The following is a 14,148-nucleotide window of genomic DNA, read 5'->3' as shown; positions in this document are numbered from 1 at the left end:
TCTTGTTGATGCAGATCTTCCTTGTTGATTGAATCGGGATTTCGTACTACGGGCGTCCGATCTCCGGATGGAGCGCTGCGCCCAACGACGCAGTTTTCAGGCCTCTTCTCCAAGCATACGATCGAAGCGGTGAATTCAGAAGGGCAACCCACCGGATCCACAATGGCGAACCGGATAAGCACCGTCCCGCGCCGGGCAGCGCACTGCCCGGGCCTCCTCTATAACACCCGAGTTTTGCGGTTTCGTGTCGTCGGCGCGAGATCATCGTCCTGCAAAGGCCCACTAGAATTGGGTGTCGTAGACCAGCACCGATGCGGCGGCCAGCCGGCGGGCACGTTTCTCAAGTTCGCTCACCCGTAGCGCGCCGGGCAGATCCGGGGCCGGCGTCGCTTCCCTGGCGTCCTTGAGTGTGACGTCCTTGCAGCCGATGTACTTTTCTCCGCCGAAGTGGAAGCCCATGCCGGAGTACACCACCAGCAGCAGGGTGTCGGGCGGCGCTTCGGGAGCGGTAGACGCCTTCCCCTTGTCGGGCGCGGCCGGAGGGGCGGTGGCGCCGATGCTCAGTCCGTCCAGCGCATGGCGCAGTTCGTCGAGGGTCGGGTCGCGCAGGCCCGCGAACGTGAAACCCCGTGCGGTGAGGAATTTCTCCCATTCGGCGAGATCCTTGTAGACACCGTCGAACTGGACGCCCGGGATCTGCGGATAGCGGCCCACCGCGATGACCAGGGCATGCTGCCGTCGTGTCGGGGAGGGCTGGCTCAGGTACAGGTCGCCGTTCATGTCGGACGAGATGAAGGGGCGCTGATCGCCCTTCGAGCTGCGGTTCACCCGGGTCGAGGTGGCCGACAGGGCGCTCCACAAGGACACCCCGGGTGGAGCCAGCTCTTCGAGCAGGGCCGTCGTGTAGGGCGAGCTCCCGCTCGGGCCGCTATCGATCGCGAACTGCCCGGGTGCTGCTGCGTAGGCGACGATCTGCCCCGCGATGTCGCGGCGTAGCGACTCGCGGCGGATGTAGAACTCAAGCGCCCGCTCGCGCTGCTTCATCGCCCACACCGTGGTGCCTGCCAGTCCGGCGGAGAGCGCGGCCACGCCGATACCCGCGAGGATGGTCCGGCGCCGCAGGGCGCGCATCGCCTGCTCCTGGCGGGCAAGTGCGGCGGCGCGCTCGGTGTTGGCACGTGCCATCTCGTCGTTGCGCTTGCGCTCCTCGTCATGCCGCCTTTCTTGCGCGTCGGCACTCGCAGCGATGTAGCTGCGCTGGGCCTCCGTGGCGGCGGGCAGCTCCGCTCGCCAGTTGGTCAGCCACTCCTGTGCTGCCGCGAGCTCCTCGTCACGCAGCAGCAGGGCTTCCACGCGTTCGCGGATCTCCCAGCGCTGTGCGAGCTCTCCGAGGCGGGTGTGCTCGCGAATCCAGTCCAGGTCGAGTCTCAGGGCGCCGACCAGCTGGCCGAGTCCGCGCGCGAACGAATTGCCCGGTGCAAAGTTTATGAAGTTGAGTCGGCGCAGGTCTACGGGGATGGTTGCCTCAGCGCATGGCAGGCCGAGGACCGGGATGATGCGTTTTGCCAGCGCCCGCGCCAGATCGAGTTCCCAGGTGCAGCGTTCCGACGCCACCGCACTGGGGGTGATGAGAAAGACCACCGTGTCCGCCTGGCGGATCAGCGTGTCCAGGCGCTGTTCCCAGTCCTCGCCGGCGGAGATGTCATGGCGATCGAGATAGCCCTCGAATCCCGCCACCTCGAGTGCCGTCACCAGCTCTTCGGCAAGTGCGCTGCCGTCGCTGCGCGCGTAGGACACGAAGACCTTCAATCGCGCGATGATCTCGGCCGTCATGGACGCGTCTCTCGTGTGGGTTGCTCGTGTGCGGGGAGCGGGCCTGTCGCAGCCCTCCGCAGCGCATTCAGTTGCCCCGACTGCCTTTTCGGGGCGGCTCTTGCTGCGTCAGCCTAGCTGTACGGAATGCGCTGATCAAGCGCGCCGAGCCGGCTCAGGCATGCCGCCGTGCCACCCGCACCAGTAGTGCCACCGCCTGCGTCTCACACTGGCTTCGCACCTGCGGATCGAGGGCCTTCAGCCAGCGTGGCGGGATCGCCTCGAGCCCGGCACGCGCGCCGGCCAGCATGCCGGCGATGGCGCCGGTGGTGTCGGCGTCGCCGCCGCGGTTCACCACGTCGATCAGGCAGCCTTCGAAATCGTTGTGCGCGGCCAGCGCCTGGAAAACTGCGTGCAGGGTGTCGACAACATAGCCGCTGGGGTTCTCGCAGCGTTTGCGGTCGTGGGCGTACTGGGGGCGGTTTTCGACGAGGGTCGCGATATGGCGCTTCGCGGCGGCCGGGTCGTCGGCAAAATAGGCGTGCAGCATCGCGACCAGGGTCTCGCAGGCCGCGTCGGAGAGTTCGTTGTTATGGGTCACGTGGGCCTGGGCGCGGCTGGCGGCGACGATGTCTTCCGGCGGGTGGCCGTAGGTGGCGAGCGCCAGCGGCAGCACGCGCATCGCCGCGCCGTTGCCGGCGTCGTGCTCGGAAGGCGGCGCCTCGGGCTCGCCGCTGCGGCGCCAGCTGATCAGGTTGCGCCGCACGGTGTTGCCGATGTCCACCGGCTTGGCGCGCATCCAGGCATCGAAGGCGCGGGCCGTGGCGAGGGCGTCGACGCGGCCGTTGGCGAGGATGGCCTCGCCCAGCGCGAGCGACATCGAGGTGTCGTCGGTGACTTGGCCAGGCTTGAGTTTGAGCCAGCCGCCGCCGACCATCTCGCGGTGCTCGCCGAATTTGTGACGGATCTCGTTGGGTGTCATGAACTCGACAGTGGCGCCGAGTGCGTCGCCGATGGCGAGCCCGAGGTAGGCGGCGATCGCTCGCCGGCGCAGGGTGTCGTCGGCCCCCTGCGCCGGCGAGCCGGTGGGGTTCAGGTTTCGGGGCCGAAGCATTTGGGGTGGTCGGCACATTCGCCGCACGAGGGCGCGGGGCAGACATAGATGCCTTCCGCCGCGCAGAACTGCTTGTAGAGGAACTTCTTCCACTTCATGTCGCCGACGTTCTGGTCGGCCAGCGGTTTGAAGTTCAGACGCATCAGGCGGCTGAGCTCGTCGCGGTTGGCGAGCCCGAGGTCCTGCCACAGGTGGTCGCGGCCGGCACAGGCGGTGGCGACGATGTCGGCCATCCATTCGGCACTCACGCCCGGGTGGGCGCGGTGGTCGAGCAGCAGCTTGCGCAAGTCGTCGAGTTCGGGGATCTCCTCGATTTCGCGCCGCACCAGGAACACCGGCGTGCCGGGAAAGAGCCGGGCGAGAAGCTCCGAGAAGCGTGCCGGGCCGAGCCCGAGGTGTGCCGGAAGGCAGCCCTGGCCCGCCGCCTGGCCGGCGATCATGCTGGCCAGCAGCGGGCGGTTCGGATCATTGAGGAGCGCCGGTGCGCCGCCCGCGTCGAGCAGGTCGGACAGCATCGCTGCGCGGATTTCCATGCGACCCAAGGCGTTCATCGGCGCGGCCTCCGGGCGCTCACTTGCTCGGGTATTCGACCAGGATGTCCTCGTCGCGGACCACCATCTGGCAGGCCAGCCGCCAGTGGTTGGGCGGGATATCGTCGACGTACATCTTCTCGATCTCGCCCTTGGTGACCTTGCCCATCTCCTTGAGCACCGCGACCTCGCGGATGTTGAGCGGGCCGCCCATGGGGCTGCGTTTGCCGTCGACCGACGAGACCTTGACCAGGCAGGTGCCGCAGTCGCCTTCCTGGCAGCCGAAGTCGATCGGGATGTGGTTTTCCTTGGCCAGCGACAGGATCGTCTGGGTGTGGCTGCCGGCGACGGCGTACACCGTCTTGTCCTTGTGCATTGTGCTGCTGAAAGTTACGAGTGCCATGATGCATTCTCCAGAAAGTGGGTGGGGCGGGTTTTCTCTGTTTGCGGATTGGGGGTGTCTTGTGTAGCGGTTTTGCGCTCAGGCCGGTCTGACGACCACGTCGCCGCCGAGGATCTGCGCCTGGCAGGCCAGCCGGTGCGCGCGCGGGGCGAGGTTGTCCTTGAGCACCTGGTCCTCCAGCACCGAGGGCGCGGCGAGGTTTTCCGCACCGGAAACGATCCTGGTCAGGCAGGTGCAGCATTCGCCTTCACGGCAGCCGTAGGTGATGCCGGCGCCGACCTTTTCCGAGACCTCGATGAGACGGGTGCCGGCAGGGACGGTGACGCTGACGCCGATATCCTGGAAGGTGACTTTTGCTTTGGGCATGGCGGACTCCGGTTCAGGTCGTGGGATGAAGGCGTGGTGCGATGGCGCGGCGATGCGGCTGCTGCGCCCGGGGTGGTGTCTTGGCTTCAGGGCGCTTGGCGCTCATCCGACCAGCTCCGACATGTCGATGACGCGCTCTTCGATGCGGCCGGTGAGGTGGCGGGCGATCTGCTCGCCGAGCGCGCCGCACTCGTCGAGCTCGCCCGGGTCCGGCACCAGCTTCACGCGCAGGCCTTCGACCGGCACGCGCATCTTCAGGCCGCGCAGCCGGTCCTCGATCAGCCGCACCGCTTCGCCGCTCCAGCCGTATGAACCGAAGGCCACGCCGAGCTTGCCCTTGATGTTGACGCTGGTCAGCGAGGAGAGCAGGTCCCAGATCGGCTTGACCGCGTCCGCGTTGATGGTGGGGCTGCCGAAGGCGAGGCCGTCCGCTTCCTCCACCAGATCGGTGAAGATCTCCGCGTCGCCGCCTTCCAGGTCGTAGAGCGAGACGCGCACGCCGCCGATGCGCTCGGCGCCGGCGGCAATCGCCTCGGCCATAGCGCGGGTGTTGCCGTACGCCGAGAGATAGAAGATCACCAGGGTCTTCTCGCTGCGTGCCTCGTTGTAGAGCCGCGGCGTGGCGAGCTCGCGGTAGCGGTGCAGGTATTCGCGCGGCAGGTGGCGCAGGATCGGCCCGTGCGCGGGGGCGATCGTCGCCAGCTCGAGCGGCTCGATCAGGCTCACCGCATCGAGAATGTGCTCGCGGAAGGGCCGCATGATGTGCGCGTAGTAGTACTCGAAGGAGAAGCGGAAGTCGCCCACGCTGTCGTTGAACAGGCGCGCACCGCAGAAGTGGCAGCCGAACACGTCGCCGGAGAACAGCACACCCTCTTCGACCACGTAGGTGCACTGGGTGTCGGGCCAGTGCAGGTAGGGCGTGTGCAGGAAGTGCAGGGTGCGGCCGCCGAGGTCCACCTCGTCGCCGGTGGTCACCGGCGTGTAGTCGGGCGCGCCGCCGCCGCTGGGCTTGAGCAGGGCCTTGAGCATCATCTGCGCGCGGCTCGACAGGTACACCCGCGCCTGCGGCGCGCGGCGCAGCAGCTCGGGCAGCGCCCCGCTATGGTCCGGCTCGAGGTGGTTGAGCACGATGGTGGTGATCTCGTCGTAGCCGGCCACCGATTCGAGCCGGCGGAAGAAGTCGTCCGAGAAGTTCTCCTTGACGGTGTCGATCACCGCCACACCTTCGCTGCCCCTGACCACATAGGCGTTGTAGGTGGTGCCGTTGGCGGTCCTGAGGATGATGTCGAAACTGCGCAGATGCGGATCGAGGGCGCCCACCCAGTGGATACCCGGTGCGATCGCAACGGCTTTTTCAGACAGTCCCGCTGCACGCATGGCTGTCTTCCTGTTGATCTGCGGCCGGTTCGGCACAGTGGCCGTGGCCTTCGGGGCCATGCACGCAGGCCTCGAGGTCGCCGGCGGGCCGCACGGCCGTGCCAAGCCCGATCCAGGCCTCCACCGCGGCGGTGTCGAAGCCGACCATGCGCTCCTCGCCGACTTCCATGAGCGGGCGGCGGATCAGCAGCGGATTGGCCAGTAGCAGCGCCATGGCCTGATCGGCGTCGAGCGTTTCGGGCACGACGCGGCCGGACTTGACCGCCGGCGCGCTGCGATTGAACCAGGTCGCCACCGGCAGGCTGCCGAAAAATCCGCGCAGGCGCTCGGCTGTCCACGGCTCGGCCTTCAGGCTGCGTGCCTGCACGCTGTGCCCGGCGGCCTGCAGCAGCTGCTTCTGGCGGGCGTTGCCCTGGCAGCCGGGCTTCTCGAAGAAGATCACTTCGGCCATCAGGGCAGTTCCGTGGTGACCAGGCCCTGAGCCGCCAGCTCGGCGAGCTTCTCGAGCGGGATGCCGGTGAGCGAGCCCGGCGGGTTCAGGGCTTCGCCGAGCTCGTCGATGATGGCGCATTCGATCGGGCAGATCGCCGCGCACTGTGGGTCGGCGTGATCGCCGAGGCACTCGGTGCACTTGGCGTCGTCGATCAGGAAGTGCGGCTTGTCCTCGTAGATCGCGTCGTTGGGGCAGACGTCGTAGCAGGCCCAGCAATTGACGCATTGGGCGGTTATTTGCAGTGCCATGGCGTGTTCTCCGGCATTCAGTGGGGGCGGGCAGCGCGCCCGCTGCCCTCCGGGTTGCGGTGGCGTGCGTGACTGGCGGTGCAGATGGCGGTGGTGACGGTCAGGGGCCGGGGCCGCAGCGGCCGCGCGATGTTGCTGCCCGCGTGCACCAGCAGCGGCAGCATCATGGCGGCGGCGAAACTGGCGAGCCTGAGCATGTCCGTCACCATCGCGTCCATCAGGCCACCTGGCGCGCCTGGCCGGGTACGGCGAGCTTGCCGGCGTCGTACATTTCCTTGTACACCGCCATCACGGCATCCTCGATGGGCTCCATGGCGTGCTCACCGTTGGGCTGGATGCCCGCCGCCTCGAGCATGCCCCAGGGCTCGAAACCGATCTTCGAGCACAGCACCACCTCGCAGCCCGAGAGGGTGCGGATGTTGCGCTCGAGCACGGATTCGGGCTCGTCTTCCGCTGCCACACCTCCGTCGCCGCAGGTGTCCAGGCCGGCACAGTAGAGCTCGGTCTTGCGGTGGCTGATGAAGCGCACGCCTTCCGGCGAGGCCTCGTAGATCAGGAACTCCCTGGCATGGCCGAAGTGTTCCGCGACCACGCCATTCTTGCCGGCAACGGCCATCAGCACCGGCCGCGTGTCGGCCGCGATGGACAGGTGCACCGGCACCTTGGCGGCCTTGGCTGCGCGCTCGGACTCGAGCTTGTTGATGATGTCGTCGTGCACCGCCTTGCGACGCACCATGGCCGCTTCGTAGTCGACGTCCATGACATCGATCTTGTCCATGGTGAATTCGTCACCGCGGTCCTCGCCCAGCAGGCCCACCGCGTCGGCGCGGCACTGGCGGCAGTGACGCATCATCGACATGTCGCCGGCGCACTCGTCCTGCAGCGCCTGCAGCTCTTCGTCGGTGGGGCCGCGCTGCGCCATCAGGCCGTAGTAGGTGCCGTGCTCGGCTTCGGCGATGAGCGGCATGACGTTGTGCAGGAAGGCGCCCTTGGCCTTGACGATCTTGGAGACCTCCTTGAGGTGCTCGTCATTGACGCCCGGGATCAGCACCGAGTTGACCTTGACCAGGATGCCGCGCGAGGTCAGCGCCTCCAGCCCCTTCTGCTGCTGCTCGATGAGGATCCTCGCGCCTTCCACGCCGCGGATGCGCTTGTTGTTCCAGTAGATCCACGGATAGATCTTCGCGCCGATTTCCGGATCGACGCAGTTGATGGTGATCGTCACATGGTCGATGTTGTGCTTGGCGATCTCGTCCGCGTACTGCGGCAGGTTGAGCCCGTTGGTGGACACGCAGAGCTTGATGTCCGGCGTCTGCTCCGAGAGCATGCGGAAGGTCTCGAAGGTGCGACCGGGGTTGGCCAGGGGATCGCCGGGTCCGGCGATGCCGAGCACCGTCATCTGCGGAATCTCCGCCGCGACGGCCTTGATCTTCTTGAGGGCCTGGTCGGGGGTGAGCAGCTCGGACACCACGCCCGGCCGCGATTCGTTGGAGCAGTCGTACTTGCGGTTGCAGTAGTTGCACTGGATGTTGCAGGCCGGCGCCACCGCCACGTGCATGCGGGCGAAGTAGTGGTGGGCGTCCTCGGAGTAGCACGGGTGATCCTGCACCTTGGCGCGGATCTCGTCCGGGAGGTGGGCGAGCGCATCCGGTGCGCTGCCGCAGCCGCTGGACGCGCAGCCACCACCTTCGGCGGCGACGGGGGCATTGCTGATGACTGGGAGGTCCACGATCCAGCTCCTGTGAAGAGATGTCGGTATTCCCTCAGCAACAGATGTGCCAGTGCACAAAAATCAAATTAAACAGATGCTTGGGTTTTTGTCGGGGTGCCCTTGTCGAGTCTCTGTCGCAAACGTTACAGGCACGCCCGATGCGCCTGCGAGCCCTCAGTCGAGCAGCGCCACCGACTTGATCTGAGCCCGCAGCGCGAGTCCGGGGCGGATCTCCAGGCGCTTCGCCGAGCGTTCGGTGATGCGCGCGAGCAGCGGCTCGCCGGCGCAGTCGAGGCGCACCAGCAGCTGTCCCGGCGTGCTGGTCGCAGCGAGGTCGACCACCGTGGCCGACACGCAGTTGAGGATCGAGGTGTGGTGCTGGGGGATCAGTGCGAGGCTCACGTTGCGGGCGTGGATGCGGCAGCGCAAGGGGGTGCCGACCGGCTCCGGCCGTTGCGATACCCAGATCTGCCCGCCGGGGAAGCGCAGGCGGCTGAGGTGGTCTTCCTCGTGGCCGTCGATCACGGTGTCGAGCACGACCCCGGCATCGTCGGCGAAGGCGGCGGGCAGGTCGATGCGTGACAGCACGCTGTTGAGCGGCCCGCTGGCGATGGCCCGGCCGGCGTCGAGCAGCACCAGGTGGTCGGCAAGGCGCGCGACTTCGTCGGGCGCGTGGCTCACGTAGATCACCGGGATCGACAGCTCTCGATGCAGGCGCTCGAGATAGGGCAGGATCTCGCGCTTGCGCCTGAGGTCGAGCGCGGCCAGCGGCTCGTCCATGAGCAGGATGCGCGGCCCGGCGAGCAGGGCCCGGGCGATCGCGGCGCGCTGGCGCTCGCCGCCCGAGAGGCTTCCCGGACCGCGTTCGAGCAGGTGGCCGATGCCGAGCAGCTCCGCTACCTCGGGCAGCGAGAAGTGCTGCTGCTCGGCCGGCGCGCGGCGCTGGCCGAATTCCAGGTTACGGCGCACCGACAGGTGGGCGAACAGGCTGGCTTCCTGGAACACCACGCCGAGCGCCCGCCGGTGCGGTGGCACGAACAGGCCGCGCGATTCGTCCTGCCAGATCTCGTCGCCGAGCGCCACGTAGCCGTCGGCGGCCCGCTCCAGCCCGGCGATGGCGCGCAGGCAGGTGGTCTTGCCCGAGCCGGAGTGGCCGAACAGCGCGGTAATGCCATGGCCGGGCAGGTCGAGATCGACATCGAGGCTGAAGTCGGCGCGGGCGATCCTGAGCCGCGCGCGGATGCGGCTGTCGGCGGCGCTCATGTGCGTGCTCGCTGGCTCGGGTTGAGGGTGTACAGGGTCAGCAGCACCGCGAAGCTGAACAGTACCATGCCGCCGGCGAGCCAGTGCGCCTGGGTGTATTCGAGCGCTTCGACGTGGTCGTAGATCTGCACTGAGACGACTCGCGTCTTTTCCGGGATGTTGCCGCCGATCATCAGCACCACGCCGAATTCGCCGACGGTGTGTGCGAAGCCGAGGATCGCGCCGGACAGGAAACCGGGCCGCGCCAGCGGCACCGCCACTGACCAGAACGTGTCCCAGGGCCCGGCACGCAGCGTGGAGGCGACCTCCAGCGGGCGCTCGCCGATGGCCTCGAAGGCGTTCTGGATCGGCTGCACCACGAAGGGCAGCGAATAGAACACCGAGGCCACCACCAGGCCGCCGAAGGTGAAGGGCAGCACGCCCAGGCCCAGCGCTTCGGTGAGTCGGCCGACCGGCCCGTGCGGGCCCATGGTGATGAGCAGGTAGAAGCCGATGACGGTGGGCGGCAGCACCAGCGGCAGCGCGACGATGGCGCCGACCACGCCCTTGAGTCGCGAGCGGGTGCGCGCCAGCCACCAGGCGATCGGCGTGCCGATGATCAGCAGCAGCATGGTGACCACGCTGGCCAGCTTGAGCGTCAGCCAGACGGCGGCGAGGTCCTGGGCGGTGGCGGCGTCGGTCATGCGGGTTCCGGGTCAGAAGCGGGAGAACAGATCGCGTACTTTACACAGCACGGTGCTGGCGTCGAAGCGCGGATCGTGCAGGGCTTCGCCGGCCATGATGCGGGTCAGCGCCAGGGTGGGGTCGCTCTCGCCGGTCAGCAGCACTTCAGTGCGGCGTTTCTTCATGTGGCGGATGAAGCCGTCGCCGGCGCTGGCTGCAACGATGATGTCCACCCCGTCGAGCGGATGCGGGCGGTCGTCCTCGAAGACGTGAAAGTGCTGGTCGCGGGTGAGCTCGATGCGCTGCGGCGCCGGCAGCAGCTGGCTGGAATGGTGCTCGCCGAGCTCGTAGAGCAGCCACTGGCTGGCGTTGCCGACGTGGCCGCTGACGGTGGTGAAATCCCTGGTGGCGATGGCGATCTTCATGATTGGGTCCTTCAGTCGGGCGTGAGGCTTTCCGCCACGTCACGTGGCGGGGCGAAGTAGGGCGCGCTGGTCACCAGCAGGTCGGCGCCGGCCGCGGCATGGGCATGCGCGTTGGCGGGCGTGATGCCGCCGGCGGCAGCGAGGCGTGGCCGGCCGGGGCGCTCGGGCAGGCTGGCGCGCAGACGGGCGAGCGCTTCGAGCGGCATCTTTTCGAGCTGGATCACATCGGCGCCGGCCTCGATCCAGCGCATCGCTTCCGCCTCGCCGGAGACCTCCACCACCACCGGCCGCTCCGGCCATTGCCTGCGCAGCCGCCGTACCGTATCGGCGGGCACCTCGCCGGGCAGGAAGGCGCGGTGCTCGCCCATGCGCACGGCCTCTTCGCTACCGCACACGGTCATGTCGTAGCGGGCGCGCATCACCAACCGACCCGGGCGCTCGCCGATGCCGAGTGCGAAGGTGGTGGCATCGCCGCAGGGCGCATCGTCAAGCAGCAGCCGTTCGAGCTCGGCATCGGGGAGGGTGTAGGGATTCATTGCAGGTCTCATCGAGGCGGGAAATCGGCCAGCGTGTAGCAGCCGCGTGCCGCGGCGCTGTCGTCGTCGCGGAACTCGATGCGGTAACGCAGCCAGCGCCCGTCGCGCAGCCGCCAGGCGCGCACCGTCTCACCGTGCTCGAGCACCCGGTAGAACTCCTCGTCGTCGTCCGAGCGGCTGCGGGCCAGCGCATAGTCGTGACCGTAGAAGCACAGCACGCCATCCTCGTCGCGGCCGAGCATGCGCGAGGCGGGGATTTCGTACTCCCGATGCACGTTCAGCTCCAGCGGCGTAACCACGCATTCCCGCCACTGCGTCGGCAGGTGGGTGCGCCACTCAGGCTCGCAGGCGTCGTCGCCCGATAACTGCCGGTGGCCGACAGCCGTGCTGTGTTCAAGGCAGTTCATAGCCGTAGCTCCGGATCATGGCGCGCGCCTTGTCACTCCTGAGATAGGCGATCAGCGCCGCGGCAGCCGGGTTGCCGGCGCCCTTGCCCAGCAGCACTGCGTCCTGGCGGATCGGCTCGTAGAGCGCGGCGGGGACCTCCCAGCGCGAGCCGCCCAGCGGCTGGCCGTCCTTGACCAGCTGCGAGGCGGCGACAAAGCCCAGCTCGGCGTTGCCGGTGGATACGAACTGGAAGGTCTGGGTGATGTTTTCGCCCTGTACCAGCCGCGAGCTTACGGTGGGCAGGGCGCCGAGTTTTTCCAGGACACTCATTGCCGCCGCACCGTATGGCGCGGTGCGCGGATTGGCAACGGCGAGGTGACGGAAGCTGCCGTTCCTGAGCACCGCGCCCTTGTCATCGACCAGACCGGGCTCGGGTGACCACAGCACCAGCTTGCCGATCGCATAGGTGAAGCGGCTAGCCGGATCGGCGAGGCCCTCGCGGGTGAGGCGCGCCGGGGTCTCGTCGTCGGCAGAAAGGAAGACCTCGAACGGGGCGCCGTTGGCAATCTGCGCATACAGCTTGCCGGTGGCGCCGAAGGCCAGCACGGCCTGGTGACCGCTGTCGGCAGCAAAGGCCGCAGCAATCTTCTGCATGGGCGCGGTGAAGTTGGCCGCTACCGCGACGTGTACCTCGGCGGCACGGGCGGGCGTCGCGCATACGCCGAATACGGTGGCCAGCGCGGCAAGGGAAGTCGAAAGCTTACGGATCATGACGGGCTCCGGGTTCAGAGGTATTGGCACAGGATGACGGACGAGGCCTTGAAGGCGGCGCAGGCGGGGCTGCCCACGGTGAGCGCCAGCCTGTCGACGCTGTCCTGGGTGATCACCGCGCAGACGGCGCGCCCACCGGGCAGGGCGATCGAGACTTCGGCATTGACCGGGCCGCGGTGGATGCGGCTGACCTCGCCCCACAGCTGGTTGCGCGCGCTGATGCGCAACTGCGGGTCGGCGAGCACCAGCACCGAGGACGACTTGACCAGCGCGGTGAGCTCGCTGCCGATGGCAATGCCGAGCGACTCCGCCGAATCGCGGGTGATCACCGCGGCGATCTCATGCTGCGGATCCAGCCTAAGGCGCACCTCGAAATCGACCTGCCCTTCGCGCAGCGCCACCACCGTGCCGGCGAACTGGTTGCGGGCGCTGCTCTTCATCGACATGCGCTTGAGCAACTGGCGGAACTGGGCAAGGTCTTCGGCCGCGCCCTCGCTCAAGCCCTCGGCAAGGGTTGCCAGTGCGCCCTGGTATTCGGCTTCGAGCGCGCGGTATAGCGCGACGGTGCGGCGACCATGTTCGGTGAGCCGTGTGCCGCCGCCGTTGCGCCCGCCGGTGGAGCGGATCACCAGCGGCTGTTCAGCGAGGTTGTTCATCGCGTCGATGGCATCCCACGCGGCCTTGTACGAGAGGGGTACGGCGCGCGCAGCCTGAGAGATCGAGCCATGTTTCTCCACCGCCTCGAGCAGGCGTACCCGGGTGTCGCCGAGAAAACTGCCGAACTCGGTATCGACCTCGAGTCGTCCGAGCAAGCGCTGTGCGGTTTCTTTCATTTTGTCGTTTCCCCTACGCTGTATTGTCAGATACATAACGTAGTCCTGGTTCTTCGTAAACCCTGAAATCGTCATTTGCCGATTCTGCGCTATGGTTGCTTGTGAATAGCGTTGCTCGACAGAATGCGGCACGGGTCGGAACATTCGTTATGTTGTAGCAGATATAGCGAAAATCGGGCCAGCTCAATCAACACCGCAGGAGCGCATCATGAAAGTCAGTGCACGCAATGTCTTTGAAGGGACGGTCAGCAAGCTCACCGGAGGTGAGGTGAATACCGAGGTGGTGGTGCTCACCGCCGGCGGCGACAGCCTGGTCGCCGTGGTGACCCGCAACAGCGCGGAAGAACTCGGACTCGCGATCGGCAAGCCGGTGATTGCCTTCGTCAAGGCACCGTGGGTGATGATGCTCACCGGGGTGGATGGCGACGGGCAGCAGATCCGCTTCTCCGCCCGCAACCAGCTCGCCGGGGTGGTCGAAGCGGTGGACCACGGCGCGGTCAATTGCGAAGTCTCGCTGCGCCTTCCCGGTGGCAGTCTGGTGCAGGCTGTGCTCACCCGCGAAGCGGTACTCGAACTCGGGCTCAAGCCCGGCGTGCAGGCCACCGCCTTGATCAAGGCCAGTCATGTGATCCTCGGGGTGCCGGCCTGATCAGGAGGCCTGTGGCGCCGTCATGGCAGCAGCTCCGGGCGGATCTGCGCCAGCCACTGGTCAAGGCGCGCTTCGGTAAGCAGCGGCTGGTTCACCTGGTCGAGCGCGAGGCCGAGGAAATGCCCGTCCTCGACCGCCTTCGAGGCATTGAAGGCGTAGCCCGCCACCGGCCACCGCCCCACCAGCCGCGCGCCGCGAAGCAGCAGCGCATCGTGCAGCAGGCCGATCGCATCGACGAACTCGTCCGGGTACTTGACCTGGTCGCCGAGCCCGAAGATCGCCACCGGCTTGCCGGCCAGGTCGATACCCTCGAGACCGGGCAGGAACTCTTCCCAACTCGGTTGATCCAGCCCGACCGACGCACCCGGTAGCTCGCCGTCACCCAGCGTCGGCGTGCCGACGATGAGCGCATCGCAGGCCAGCAGCTGATCCACCGTGGCGCGGCCGATATTCAGCGGCGCATTGGTCTCAACGCCCCACTGCGCAGCCAGTTTTCGGCCGATCTGCTTGGCCACCAGCCGGGTGCGACCTGTTTCCGTGCCGAAGAAGATGCCGATCCTGGCCATG

Annotated in this window: 19 protein-coding genes; 1 reads left to right on the top strand and 18 read right to left on the bottom strand. The window is 67.5% G+C overall.

Translation table 11 applies throughout. The annotated features are described in order from the left end of the window. Nucleotides 1–282: 282 nt before the first annotated feature. The 17 genes from GQB03_RS00370 to GQB03_RS00290 form a co-directional block, all read right to left on the bottom strand. Complete coding sequence (locus GQB03_RS00370) at nt 283–1,833, bottom strand: TIR domain-containing protein (RefSeq protein ID WP_159682656.1); 1,551 nt, start codon at nt 1,831–1,833, stop codon at nt 283–285. Nucleotides 1,834–1,987: 154 nt separating this feature from the next. After that, entirely contained in the window at nt 1,988–2,926 is a 939-nt protein-coding gene (gene draG, locus GQB03_RS00365; RefSeq protein WP_159682652.1) for an ADP-ribosyl-[dinitrogen reductase] hydrolase, read from the bottom strand. Further along, a complete protein-coding gene (locus GQB03_RS00360; RefSeq protein WP_159682649.1) occupies nt 2,905–3,477 on the bottom strand; it encodes a nitrogen fixation protein NifQ in 573 nt (190 codons plus the stop codon). The genes draG and GQB03_RS00360 overlap by 22 nt, the downstream gene beginning before the upstream one ends. Before the next feature lie 19 nt (nt 3,478–3,496). Beyond that, nucleotides 3,497–3,859 (bottom strand): 2Fe-2S iron-sulfur cluster-binding protein, encoded by a 363-nt coding sequence (locus GQB03_RS00355; protein WP_159682646.1) that lies wholly within the window; start codon nt 3,857–3,859, stop codon nt 3,497–3,499. 78 nt (nt 3,860–3,937) lie between these two features. After that, nucleotides 3,938–4,225, bottom strand: coding sequence for a 2Fe-2S iron-sulfur cluster-binding protein (locus tag GQB03_RS00350; RefSeq protein ID WP_159682643.1), 288 nt, complete (start codon nt 4,223–4,225; stop codon nt 3,938–3,940). Nucleotides 4,226–4,327: 102 nt separating this feature from the next. Then, nucleotides 4,328–5,602 carry an FprA family A-type flavoprotein gene (locus tag GQB03_RS00345; protein WP_159682640.1) on the bottom strand — a complete coding sequence of 425 codons (1,275 nt, stop codon included), beginning with the start codon at nt 5,600–5,602 and terminating at the stop codon, nt 4,328–4,330. After that, entirely contained in the window at nt 5,580–6,053 is a 474-nt protein-coding gene (locus GQB03_RS00340; protein ID WP_159682637.1) for an ArsC/Spx/MgsR family protein, read from the bottom strand. Before GQB03_RS00340 ends, GQB03_RS00345 begins: the two co-directional genes overlap by 23 nt. After that, nucleotides 6,053–6,343 carry a 4Fe-4S binding protein gene (locus GQB03_RS00335; protein ID WP_159682634.1) on the bottom strand — a complete coding sequence of 97 codons (291 nt, stop codon included), beginning with the start codon at nt 6,341–6,343 and terminating at the stop codon, nt 6,053–6,055. Before GQB03_RS00335 ends, GQB03_RS00340 begins: the two co-directional genes overlap by 1 nt. Nucleotides 6,344–6,360: 17 nt before the next feature. Beyond that, nucleotides 6,361–6,561, bottom strand: a complete 201-nt coding sequence (locus GQB03_RS00330; protein WP_159682630.1) for a hypothetical protein — start codon at nt 6,559–6,561, stop codon at nt 6,361–6,363. Then, entirely contained in the window at nt 6,561–8,072 is a 1,512-nt protein-coding gene (gene nifB / locus GQB03_RS00325) for a nitrogenase cofactor biosynthesis protein NifB (RefSeq protein WP_159682627.1), read from the bottom strand. The genes GQB03_RS00330 and nifB overlap by 1 nt, the downstream gene beginning before the upstream one ends. Nucleotides 8,073–8,228: 156 nt before the next feature. Further along, complete coding sequence (gene modC, locus GQB03_RS00320; protein ID WP_159682624.1) at nt 8,229–9,317, bottom strand: molybdenum ABC transporter ATP-binding protein; 1,089 nt, start codon at nt 9,315–9,317, stop codon at nt 8,229–8,231. Next, nucleotides 9,314–10,000 carry a molybdate ABC transporter permease subunit gene (modB, locus tag GQB03_RS00315; RefSeq protein WP_159682620.1) on the bottom strand — a complete coding sequence of 229 codons (687 nt, stop codon included), beginning with the start codon at nt 9,998–10,000 and terminating at the stop codon, nt 9,314–9,316. Before modB ends, modC begins: the two co-directional genes overlap by 4 nt. Before the next feature lie 12 nt (nt 10,001–10,012). Next, the gene (locus GQB03_RS00310) at nt 10,013–10,405 is read right to left on the bottom strand and encodes a NifB/NifX family molybdenum-iron cluster-binding protein (RefSeq protein ID WP_159682616.1); all 393 of its coding nucleotides are present in this window, start codon (nt 10,403–10,405) and stop codon (nt 10,013–10,015) included. Between the two features lie 11 nt (nt 10,406–10,416). Continuing rightward, nucleotides 10,417–10,941, bottom strand: a complete 525-nt coding sequence (locus GQB03_RS00305) for a beta/alpha barrel domain-containing protein (protein ID WP_159682613.1) — start codon at nt 10,939–10,941, stop codon at nt 10,417–10,419. A gap of 8 nt (nt 10,942–10,949) precedes the next feature. Then, a complete protein-coding gene (locus GQB03_RS00300; RefSeq protein WP_159682612.1) occupies nt 10,950–11,348 on the bottom strand; it encodes a hypothetical protein in 399 nt (132 codons plus the stop codon). Beyond that, the gene (gene modA / locus GQB03_RS00295; RefSeq protein WP_159682610.1) at nt 11,335–12,099 is read right to left on the bottom strand and encodes a molybdate ABC transporter substrate-binding protein; all 765 of its coding nucleotides are present in this window, start codon (nt 12,097–12,099) and stop codon (nt 11,335–11,337) included. The genes GQB03_RS00300 and modA overlap by 14 nt, the downstream gene beginning before the upstream one ends. A gap of 14 nt (nt 12,100–12,113) precedes the next feature. Then, nucleotides 12,114–12,932 (bottom strand): TOBE domain-containing protein, encoded by an 819-nt coding sequence (locus tag GQB03_RS00290; RefSeq protein ID WP_159682608.1) that lies wholly within the window; start codon nt 12,930–12,932, stop codon nt 12,114–12,116. Nucleotides 12,933–13,140: 208 nt separating this feature from the next. On the opposite strand from GQB03_RS00290, the gene GQB03_RS00285 reads away from it, so the two are divergent. Beyond that, nucleotides 13,141–13,581: a TOBE domain-containing protein gene (locus GQB03_RS00285; RefSeq protein WP_159682606.1), complete on the top strand. Its 441-nt coding sequence runs from the start codon at nt 13,141–13,143 to the stop codon at nt 13,579–13,581. 20 nt (nt 13,582–13,601) lie between these two features. On the opposite strand, the gene GQB03_RS00280 is transcribed toward GQB03_RS00285, so the two are convergent. Beyond that, the gene (locus tag GQB03_RS00280) at nt 13,602–14,147 is read right to left on the bottom strand and encodes a flavodoxin (protein WP_159682604.1); all 546 of its coding nucleotides are present in this window, start codon (nt 14,145–14,147) and stop codon (nt 13,602–13,604) included. Nucleotide 14,148: the final 1 nt, after the last annotated feature.

Origin of the sequence: Cognatazoarcus halotolerans (genome assembly GCF_009800965.1) — a bacterium.
GTDB lineage: Bacteria > Pseudomonadota > Gammaproteobacteria > Burkholderiales > Rhodocyclaceae > Cognatazoarcus > Cognatazoarcus halotolerans.
This window is presented reverse-complemented; position numbering and strand designations above follow the sequence as displayed.